Source organism: Oribacterium sp. oral taxon 078 str. F0262 (assembly GCF_000160135.1).
Lineage (GTDB): Bacteria > Bacillota > Clostridia > Lachnospirales > Lachnospiraceae > Oribacterium.
The window spans coordinates 44,402-53,777 of sequence record NZ_GG729934.1; the positions used below are offsets into that span (position 1 = coordinate 44,402).

The following is a 9,376-nucleotide window of genomic DNA, read 5'->3' on the forward strand; positions in this document are numbered from 1 at the left end:
GAGCGGGAAGTGAATTCACTTCCCGCTCCTCTTCTCTTTCTGCTCCCGAACGGACTCGAACCGCCACTACTGGCGTCGGAGGCCAGCGCTCTATCCATTAAGCTACGGGGGCGACTTCCCTAGTTTAAAACAAGTACCCGGAAAATACAAGCTGAAATCAGAAAAACTTTATTTCCGGAGAGAGCATTTTTATTGAAAATAATTTTTTAACATGCTATATTTGATAGAGAATCGTGATAAATGACAGCTGCTCAGTGATGAGTGATAAGCGATAAGTGATAAGCGCGTCGGAAAGAGGAAGCTTTCGGAAAGATAGGTGATTCCATGCAGGAGGATTATCTCACAAAAATACGTTCTGCCTATAATCAGTTTACGAGGGCGGAGAAGAGGGTGGCGGACTTTATCCTCGAAAATCCGAAGAAGGTCCTGTTTATGTCGATCTCTGACCTCGCGGAGGCCTGCGATGTGGGGGATACCTCCGTTTTTCGCTTCTGTAAGACCATGAATATGAAGGGCTATCAGGAGTTCAAGATGACGCTCTCCCTCTCCATGCGCTCCGGACGGGAGGAGATCCCGGAGACGGAGGAGAGGATCCGGCTGGAGGATGATATCTCGGATCTTGCGAAGAAGGTGCTCACGGAGAATATCTCCGCCATCCAGGAGACCTACTCTCTCCTGGACTTAAAGCAGGTGACGCTCGCGATGGACGCGATTTCCCGGGCGAAGCGGGTGATTTTTTTCGGCGTCGGAGCGTCCATGCTCACGGCAATGAAGGCGATGAACAAATTTCTCAGGGTCGAGCCGAAGGTCTATTGCAGCGAGGTCGCCAATGTGCAGCTCATGATGGCCTCCATGATGGGGCCGGAGGACGCGGCGGTAATCTTTTCCTATTCGGGGGCGACGAAGGATATCGTGGAGATCGCGAGGCTTGCGAAGGGCTCCGGCGCGAAGGTGATCGCGATCACGCGCTTTACAAAATCCGAGCTCACGGAATATGCCGATCTCATCCTCCTCTCCGGCGCCAATGAGGGCGGCTTACAGAGCGGCTCCACCTCCGCGGAGATCAGTCAGCTCTTCCTCGTGGACATCATGTACTCCGAATACTATAGAAGACATTATAGAAGCTGCATGGAAAATCATGAGAAGACGGAGAGGGCGCTCGCCGATAAATAAGAGGGGATCGGCCGGGCGGAAGCGGAATAGATGCGCGGTCCGGCGGATCGGGGAAACGGGGCGATCGAGAGCCCGCGGCCCGCTTTTTGCTTGAGACCGGGAGAGGAGGAAGGGATGGAGGAGAGGAAACTGCCTCTCACGGAGGAGCAGTGGAGCTGTCTTCGCGTCCGGATGCAGGAGACGGGGGAGGGGATGAAGAGGGTCGTCCCCTGCCTCATAAAGGCGCTGGAGGGACAGCTCTCCGCAAAGAGAGTGCGGCGCGCTGTAGCGGAGCTTTCGGATGCGGGCTATCTTTCGGAGAGGGAGTACCTCCCGACGAAGAAGGCAGAGAGGCTCTACCGTTATTACCTTCTCCCCTGGGAGGCGATCTGCCATGAGCAGGAGAAGCTCGGGATAGAGCCCGGGGAGAGGGAGAGGATCGCGGATCATCTGCTCGTGCTCTATCCCTCTTCGGCGCTGGAAAGGCTCTCGGAGCGCTGCCGGGAGGAGCAGGAGAGGGCGGCGGGGGAGGTCCACGGGGAGCTGATCACGGATACGGATTTCTCCGGAAAGATCCCTTTTGGAAGCTATCAGGTGGCGTTTGAGCTTTTGGAAGGGGGGAGAGGATCGGATCGGGGGAATGTGGAAGAGAATGCGCGGCAGAGATACCGGGAGGCAGAGCTCTCCTCCGCCTTTCTTCCTTCCGCAAGGCTCATTATCGCCCCGCAGAAGAGCTGCCTGGAGCTTAGCTGGATTCGGGAGGGGGAAAGGCTTTGCAGTATCCGCTGCCGCTCGAAGAACGAGCGGACGGATTTCAAAAACGAGGGAGGGAAGGTTCGCATCCCCCTCACGGCCTTCAGCTTCGAATATGTGCCAAACTACAGGATCCTGCAGGGAGAGCTCGCGGTTCAGCTGATCACGGAGGGTGCGGGAGAGGAGGAGACAGAGCGGAAAAGCCGTGCGCTTCTCCTGGAGCTCCCGCTCCTTTTTGACTGAGGGGAGGCAAGGTGGAGAAAATCGATTATCTCAGGGCGCTCCTTGAGGACGGGAAGGAGGATGAGTCCGGCCTTCCCTCCTTGAGCCGGATCGCGAGGAAGCTCAAGGTGAACCGCTCTACGGTCATGCGGGGGCTGATGCCCTACCGCGCAGAGGGGATTTTAGATGAAAAGTATCGCTTCACGGAAAAGGGAGACGCCTGGCTCCGCTCGACCAATCAGCGGGTGACGAGACTTCGGAACTGGCTTTTGGCACATCAGGTGGAGGCGGAGAAGGCGGAGGCGGATGCCGCCGCTGTGATCCAGAACTGCTCGGAGGAGGGGGCGATGGTCCTCAGCAATATCGGCGTGCTCTGCTCTTCCTGCGGCTACCGGAATGTCGCCTCGGGAAAGTGGTTCGGGAGCTCGGGGGAGGAATTTCTGCAAAAAAGAAAGCTTCGCTTTCGGGAGGGGCAGCTTCTTTTCCTCAGCTTTTGGAAGGAGCGGAAGGAGAGCAGCATCCGGGAGCTCTCCATGGCAAATGAGGGCTTTGAGCGGACGGGGGAGCTCACGGAGAGGGACGGCGCATGGATGCTCCGACTCCGGCTTCGGACGCTGACGCATCAGTCCGCCATGGGACAATGGTTCTCCGGAATCGCGAGGGTCTTCGAGTTTGAGCGAGGGGAGCAAAACGCGGGAGACTGGGAGAGGGCGGAGATCCGTGAGAAGGAGCTCCTGCTCCCCCTGTCCTCCTTCTGGATCGCCTACCGGGGCGATCTCTCCCGCCTTCGGGCCCGTCTCCATGTGCGGATCTCCTGTTCCGTCGGGCCGCTGGCGATGCCGATGGGGAGCGCGTATCTGGAGGCAAGGATGTACGACTGAGCAAGGGCAGACACCGCTGCCGTCCGGTTTTTGATTTTGCGTGTGGAATCCAAATTTCCCATTGGGAAATTTTTCAATAAAGGGGAAGCTTTCGTTGCAGACTATGCAACGAAAGCTTCCCCTTTATCAAGGCTTTTTGGGCCGGAGCGCCCCGAAAATTTCTCCGAAAGAATGTTGCGCAATCTGCAACGACAAAATTCTCGTATTGACAGGCTGAAAAAGCAACTATATTATACAAAATGATGTTAGTTAAGACGAACTAACTTTGCCGCGGGAGAGAAAATCGAGAGGATTCCGCCGGGGGCGCGGAGAGAATTTCGCGGCGGGGAAAAAGGATTTCGGAAGGGGAAAAGGACGGTCTTAGAGCTATGAATCTGGAGAAGACATTCAGGATGCTTCGGAAAAACTGGAAGCTTGGAAAGTATCGGAGGCTTTTGCAAAATGCGGGACTCTGCGCGGCGACAGCGTGTATCGTGCTTCTCCTCGTCTATTTTGTCCGGGGCAGGGAAGCGGAGAAGGAGATCGAGGCGCTCCGGGCTTTGAAAAATCAGGCGGCGGCGGAGTCCTCCGCCGCGCTCCCGAAGCTGGACGGACGGGAGGTCTCCGGGGAGTACCAGGAGCTTTTCCTGAAGAATCCGGATCTCGTCGCCTGGCTCACGATCGACGGCACGAAGATCGATTACCCGGTCATGTGGACGCCGGAGGACCCGGAATTTTACAGCCACAGGGGCTTTGACAAGAAGGAATCGCAAAACGGCCTTCTCTTTCTGGACAAGGGCTCCCGCATCAATGAATACGGGGGAAATCTGATCGTCTACGGCCACAACATGAAGAACGGCTCCATGTTTGCGGATCTTCTCCGCTATGGGAAAAAGAGCTACTGGGAGGGGCATAAGAGCATACAGCTCGATACTTTGCAGGAGTCGCGCCGCTATGAGATCTTTGCGGCGGGGAAGAGCGGGGATCCGAAGGCGCTCCCCTACGGCTTTACGACGGCGTCCGAGAAGGAGTGCAGGGCGGCGCTGGAGGGGATGCAGGCGCTGAGTCTCTATGATACCGGGGAGAAGGGAAACTGGGGGGACGACTTCCTGACGCTCTCCACCTGCGACTACAGCACAAAGGACGGGAGATTCGTCGTGATGGCGCGGCGGGTAAAGTAGAGGCGAGGATCTTTTCATGAGGAGAGCTTTTCAAAGAGCGGTTTTTTCCATCTTTTTCCTCCTGGCATTGCTGGGAAGAGCGCCTCTCGCATGGGCGCTTCCGAAGGGGAATTATCTTGTAACGGTGAGTCCGAGCTACCGCGATCCGGAGAGCGGAGAGATCGAGGACCCGGGAAACAATGAGGCCATAGGGCAGGGCATGACGGAGAAGCTCTGCGGAAGGAGCGGCCTTCTGGAGGTGGGAGAGGGCGGAGAGATGTATCTCACGGTCCGCTACTATCTGAGCCAGTTCGTGCGGGACGTGAGCTTCGAGGAGCGTTCCGGAGGCTCCTTCTCCCCTCTCTCCTTTCAGGAGATGCAGACGAGAGCGCCCCGGGAGGGAGCTGACAATATCGACGAGAAGTACGGCTACACGGATTACCGGATGAAGGTCAAAAGCATGGATTCTGTCTTCCGGGGGAAGGCCTATGTAGAGCCGATGGGGAGAAATGTCGTCTATTTCTTCCGCTTCGGAAATCCGGTTCCGGGGAGCGGGGATTTCGTGCTTTCTCAGGAGAATGCCCGGGCGGAGAGCTCGGGGGCTCAGGGGGGAGAGAGCAGAGGATCGGAGAGGGAAGCTTCTTATTCTGTTTCTGAGGGAGGATATCCCGAGGAAAGGGGCAGAGAGCAGAGCGGAGTCTCCCCTGATCCGGCGGAGCGCCCGGCAGCTTCCTCCTATCGGGAGTATCGGGAGAGGGATGCGGGAGACGGAGGAAATGGAGGCAATGAAGGAAATGGAAGCGGAGACGCGGATGCTCCTGTGACAGGCATCCCGGAGAAGCCCGCGGATCTTAAAGCGAGGAGAGCTTCTTCGGACGGCAGAGGGCTTTCGGGAAGCGGAGACTCTTCGGGAAGCGGAGAGAGCCTTTCCGGAAGCGGGAATCTCTCCGGAGACGGAAGCTTCTCGAGAGGCGAAGGCTCCTTCATATCCGGAAGCGAAAGCTTATCCGGAGACGGAGATTCCGGGGACAGCGGCTATCGCCTGGATACCGACTATGATCTCTCGGCGCAGCCCATGGAGGAGGCGAGGAAGCTGACGGAGCCCCTCCTGAAAAATGCGGTCGGGATCTCCGGTGAGAGCTGGAAAAGGGACGAAGCTTCCTCTCCAGAAGAAAAGGGGGAGAAAAACCATAAGAGCGGATTCTCCGCTTCCAAGCTTGTCATGCTCTTACTGCTCGCTCTCTCCGCTGTCCTCTTAGGCTGCTTCTTCTTTTTCGGAAGGAGGAGAGATAAGGGATCGGCCGGGGATGAGAGAGAGAATGCGGAGAAGAATGGGGGAGGAAGGCCCAAAGAGCGGGGAGGAAGAGAGGAAAGATGAGGCTTTTGAGAGGAAGAGGGGGAGCTTTTTGCAGGATAGCGGCGCTTCTTCTCGCAGCGGCAGTCCTCCTTGGCTCCTGCATCGATCAGAGCGGGGGCAGAGGGGCACAGGGGCTTTCGGAGAGCGCGGAGAGCGGGAGTGAGCTCCCCGAAAAGGAGAATACAGAAGGTGGGAGCGAGCTTCCGAAAAAGGAGAGTGCGGAGAGAGAAAGCGGGGTCCGGAAGGAGGAGAACGAAGAGGACAGAGGCGAGGCCTCTTCCTCCCCGAGGATCGTCGCGACCAGTCCCGCGACAGTGGAAATTATGGCGAGGCTCGATCTTTCGCTGGTCGGCGTCCCGGAATCCAGCCTCTCTTCCCTTCCGTCCCGCTACAGCGCGGTGACGAGGGTCGGGACCGCCATGGGGCCGGATATGGAGATCATCAAGACGCTGAAGCCCGACTATGTCATCGGCCCGGCCTCCCTGGAGAAGGATATGGAGCCGAAGCTCCGAGCAGCGGGGCTTCGGGGGATCTTTCTGAATCTGGAGAGCGTGGAGGGACTGTATAAGAGCGTGGAGGAGCTGGGGGCACTCCTTGGAAGAGAGGAGGAGGCAGAGCGGATGGTCGATGAGTTTTCCGCCTTCTACTATGCCTATCAAAAGGAACATGCGGGCCGCGAGAGTCCGAGCGTTCTGATCCTGATGGGGCTTCCGGGCTCCTATGTCGTCGCGACGGGGAAGAGCTATGTGGGAAGTCTCGTCCGGCTTGCGGGCGGGAGAAATGTCTATGAGGACGAGGCGCAGGACTTCATCGTCGCAAATACGGAGGATATGCAGAGGAAGGACCCGGATATCATACTGCGGGCGGCTCACGCTCTGCCGGAGGATGTAGAGGCCATGTTCCACCAGGAATTCGAGACGAATGAGATCTGGAGACATTTCCGGGCGGTTGAGGACGGATGTGTCTACGACCTCCCCTACCAGGAGTTTGGGATGAGTGCGAAATTCAATTTCCCGGCGGCGCTCCGGATCCTGGAGCCCATGCTCTACGGAGAATGAGAAAAAGGGAAGGAAGAAAATGAAGGAAATGAAGGAAACGAAGGGAAAAAAGGAAACGAGGGGGGAAAGATGAAGGAAATGACAGCGGAGGGAAATACGGGGAGGACGGGGCGGACAGCAGTGTTTTTCCTCGTCGCGGCGCTGCTCCTTCTCCTTCTTTTCTGGTTTTCCGTGAACACGGGGAGCCTTCCCATCACACCGAGGGAGCTCTATCTGGGACTCTTCGTGCGCTACGATCAGAATGTCGCCGCGGTCTGGGATCTCCGCTTTCCCAGGATCCTCATCGCGATGCTCGGCGGGGCGGCGCTCTCTGTCTCCGGCGTGCTGTTCCAGGCCTGCATGAGAAATCCGATCGCCGATCCCGGCATCATCGGGATCAGCGCGGGGGCGGGCTTCGCATCCGCTCTGACCACGGCCCTCTTCCCCTCTCTCTACTTCTTCCTTCCGATCTTTTCCTTCGCCGGAGGGATCGCCGCCTGCGTGCTCGTCTATCTCCTGGCCTTTCGAAACGGACTGAATCCGCTTCGCATCATCCTCGTGGGAGTCGCGGTGAACGCGGTGTTCACGGGACTGATGCAGGCCTTTACCGCGATGAGCGGGGGAAATCTCTCCGGTGTCGCCGGGATCGCGAACGCGGGTATCACTCAAAAGACCTGGGAGGATGTCTTCCTCCTCGCCGGCTATGCGGTGCTGGGGCTCACGCTCTCCTGGATGCTCTTCTACCAGTGTGATCTCCTGCTCCTTAGTGATCAGACGGCGGAGGGGCTCGGGCTCAATGTGACGGCCGCGCGGATCGCGGTCTCTCTGGTCGCCGTGGTGCTCGCATCCTCCGCTGCCGCGGAGCTTGGCGTAGTGTCCTTCCTGGGGCTGATCGTTCCCCACATCGCAAGGCTTCTCGTCGGCTCCCGGCATAAGATCCTGATTCCCTTCTCCGCACTGGGAGGAGCGCTGCTTCTCCTTCTCGCGGACACGATCGGGCGGAGGATCGCCTTCCCCCACGAGATCCCGGCTGCGATTCTCCTCTCGATCGTCGGAGGACCGCTTCTCATCCTGCTGATCAGAAGGAGCGATAAAAGCTATGGCATATAGACTGGAAAAGGAGAGGGACATGGTGGAAGCATCGGATGCGATGGAGATCCGGGATCTCAGCTTCTCCTACGACGGGCGGGAGAAGGTGCTTTCACATATCGATCTTTGCATCCCGAGGGGAAAGATCACCGTTCTCCTTGGCGCAAACGGCTGCGGGAAGACGACGCTCTTTCGCCTGATGGCGAGAAATTTCTCTCCGGATGAGGGGGAGATTCTGCTCGGCGGAGTGAGGATAGAGGAGCTCAGCCGGAAGGAGTTCGCCCGGAGGGCGGCGATCGTTCATCAGAGTAATACCGCGCCGCCGGACCTTTGTGTGGAGACGCTGGTCGGCTACGGGAGGACGCCCTACCTCCACGCCTTCCAGAGCGCGGGATCGAAGAGCGACTGCGACGCCATTCGCTGGGCGATGGAGCTTACGGGTGTCTTAAAGCATCGGAAAAAGATGGTCTCGGAGCTTTCCGGGGGACAGCGGCAGCGGGTCTGGATCGCGGCGGCGCTGGCCCAGGAGACGGAGCTTCTGATGCTGGATGAGCCGACGAGTTTCCTCGATATCCGCTATCAGATCGAGCTTCTTCAGCTCATACGGAGGCTGAACCGGGACTACGGCATGACCATCGTCATGGTGCTCCACGACATCAACCAGGCGATCCGCTACGCGGATGAGATCGTGGGGATGAAGGACGGCAGAATCACGGCGCAGGGTCTGGCAGAGGAGCTCGTGACGCCGGACTTCCTCCGGGAGCTCTACGGCATCGCGCTCCCGCTCACGGAGCTATCGGGGCAGAAATTCGTGCTGGCGGTGTGAGTTCCCTGTTTCTGACTTCTTTGCGCCGCCCGGCCGCTCCATAAGCAGGCCGTCTGCCTCCCTGCCGCTTTGTCGCTCTGTAAGCAGGCCGTCTGCCGCCCCGGCGTTTAGCGATCTGGTTTTTCAAGATCGCTTATGCGCCGCTGGCCGCGGCAGTCGGAGCGAGAGCGTCCTGCATCGGAGCGGCGAAGCAGCAGGAGAGGCGGTCTTATACACGTAAATCGCTCATTCGCCGCTGGCTTTGCCCGGCCGGCAAAGAAGCGGTATTTTCGGAGAGGTGGATGCCGGGCGGAGGGAAGGCCTCCGTATCGAAAGAACACCCGATGCTCTGGAAGGGGCGAGAGGAAAACATTGTTTAATTTACAGAAGGAGGTATCAAGATGAAAACGAGAAACAAACTGGCGTCGGTAATTCTTACCATGGCTCTGCTGATCGGGACTTCCCTTTCCGCATTCGCCAGCAACCTGAATGGGCCCTTCCTGTTCCGCGATGCGGCGCTCACGAAGCAGTATCCGCAGCACGCGCAGGCCTGCTTCCGGCAGGTTCTGACGGAGGATGCAGGGGGGAACAAGACGGAGCTGAAGGTCTACGTGAAGGATGTGAGCTACTTCTTCATCACGGGGAGGATCACCTCGATGACGATTGATGGAAAGACGAGAGTGCCTGATAAAAACCAGGTGATCACCTTCCCCGCGGTCAGTAACAAGCTGATCTCAAAGGACGGTGCCGTGAAGGTCAGCCTTGAGCTGAGCTATCTCGGACACAAGCACGATGTGAGAAACGTCTACCTGGATGTGATCAACTAAGGCTCTCGGGCGAAGGGCGCCTGTAAGGAATCGGGGCGGAGGGCGAAGCAGACTGCCCTCCGCTCCTCACAGGCTCTGTCCGCCGCAAAAGGGCGGGCAGAGCCTAAGTCAAGG

General features: G+C 58.2%; 9 protein-coding genes and 1 tRNA gene. 9 read left to right on the forward strand and 1 reads right to left on the reverse strand.

Annotated elements, in window-relative coordinates; all coding sequences use genetic code 11:
- Positions 1 to 40 precede the first annotated feature (40 nt).
- A tRNA-Arg gene (locus tag GCWU000341_RS04045) sits at positions 41 to 112 on the reverse strand.
- A 212-nt stretch (positions 113 to 324) separates the two neighbouring features.
- Here GCWU000341_RS04045 and GCWU000341_RS04050 point away from each other — a divergent pair.
- The 9 genes from GCWU000341_RS04050 to GCWU000341_RS04090 all read left to right on the forward strand — a co-directional run bounded on the left by GCWU000341_RS04050 (position 325) and on the right by GCWU000341_RS04090 (position 9,262).
- Positions 325 to 1,173 (forward strand): MurR/RpiR family transcriptional regulator, encoded by an 849-nt coding sequence (locus GCWU000341_RS04050; protein ID WP_009214482.1) that lies wholly within the window; start codon positions 325 to 327, stop codon positions 1,171 to 1,173.
- A gap of 114 nt (positions 1,174 to 1,287) precedes the next feature.
- Positions 1,288 to 2,148, forward strand: coding sequence for a hypothetical protein (locus GCWU000341_RS04055; protein WP_155812630.1), 861 nt, complete (start codon positions 1,288 to 1,290; stop codon positions 2,146 to 2,148).
- Positions 2,149 to 2,159: 11 nt separating this feature from the next.
- Positions 2,160 to 3,008, forward strand: a complete 849-nt coding sequence (locus GCWU000341_RS04060; RefSeq protein ID WP_009214484.1) for a transcriptional regulator — start codon at positions 2,160 to 2,162, stop codon at positions 3,006 to 3,008.
- A 368-nt stretch (positions 3,009 to 3,376) separates the two neighbouring features.
- Positions 3,377 to 4,168: a class B sortase gene (locus GCWU000341_RS04065; protein ID WP_009214486.1), complete on the forward strand. Its 792-nt coding sequence runs from the start codon at positions 3,377 to 3,379 to the stop codon at positions 4,166 to 4,168.
- 16 nt (positions 4,169 to 4,184) lie between these two features.
- On the forward strand, positions 4,185 to 5,525 hold the full coding sequence (locus GCWU000341_RS04070) for a heme-binding Shp domain-containing protein (protein WP_009214487.1): 1,341 nt from the start codon (positions 4,185 to 4,187) through the stop codon (positions 5,523 to 5,525).
- Positions 5,522 to 6,562 carry a heme ABC transporter substrate-binding protein IsdE gene (gene isdE / locus GCWU000341_RS04075; RefSeq protein ID WP_009214488.1) on the forward strand — a complete coding sequence of 347 codons (1,041 nt, stop codon included), beginning with the start codon at positions 5,522 to 5,524 and terminating at the stop codon, positions 6,560 to 6,562. Before GCWU000341_RS04070 ends, isdE begins: the two co-directional genes overlap by 4 nt.
- Before the next feature lie 69 nt (positions 6,563 to 6,631).
- Positions 6,632 to 7,651 (forward strand): FecCD family ABC transporter permease, encoded by a 1,020-nt coding sequence (locus tag GCWU000341_RS04080; RefSeq protein WP_009214489.1) that lies wholly within the window; start codon positions 6,632 to 6,634, stop codon positions 7,649 to 7,651.
- Positions 7,641 to 8,456 carry an ABC transporter ATP-binding protein gene (locus tag GCWU000341_RS04085; RefSeq protein WP_009214490.1) on the forward strand — a complete coding sequence of 272 codons (816 nt, stop codon included), beginning with the start codon at positions 7,641 to 7,643 and terminating at the stop codon, positions 8,454 to 8,456. The genes GCWU000341_RS04080 and GCWU000341_RS04085 overlap by 11 nt, the downstream gene beginning before the upstream one ends.
- Before the next feature lie 380 nt (positions 8,457 to 8,836).
- Positions 8,837 to 9,262, forward strand: coding sequence for a hypothetical protein (locus GCWU000341_RS04090; protein WP_009214492.1), 426 nt, complete (start codon positions 8,837 to 8,839; stop codon positions 9,260 to 9,262).
- Positions 9,263 to 9,376: the final 114 nt, after the last annotated feature.

Coding starts and splice junctions, on each gene's coding strand:
- GCWU000341_RS04050 (WP_009214482.1), top strand. CDS start 325: ATGCAGGAGGATTATCTCACAAAAATACGTTCTGCCTATAATCAGTTT.
- GCWU000341_RS04055 (WP_155812630.1), top strand. CDS start 1,288: ATGGAGGAGAGGAAACTGCCTCTCACGGAGGAGCAGTGGAGCTGTCTT.
- GCWU000341_RS04065 (WP_009214486.1), top strand. CDS start 3,377: ATGAATCTGGAGAAGACATTCAGGATGCTTCGGAAAAACTGGAAGCTT.
- GCWU000341_RS04070 (WP_009214487.1), top strand. CDS start 4,185: ATGAGGAGAGCTTTTCAAAGAGCGGTTTTTTCCATCTTTTTCCTCCTG.
- isdE (WP_009214488.1), top strand. CDS start 5,522: ATGAGGCTTTTGAGAGGAAGAGGGGGAGCTTTTTGCAGGATAGCGGCG.
- GCWU000341_RS04080 (WP_009214489.1), top strand. CDS start 6,632: ATGAAGGAAATGACAGCGGAGGGAAATACGGGGAGGACGGGGCGGACA.
- GCWU000341_RS04085 (WP_009214490.1), top strand. CDS start 7,641: ATGGCATATAGACTGGAAAAGGAGAGGGACATGGTGGAAGCATCGGAT.
- GCWU000341_RS04090 (WP_009214492.1), top strand. CDS start 8,837: ATGAAAACGAGAAACAAACTGGCGTCGGTAATTCTTACCATGGCTCTG.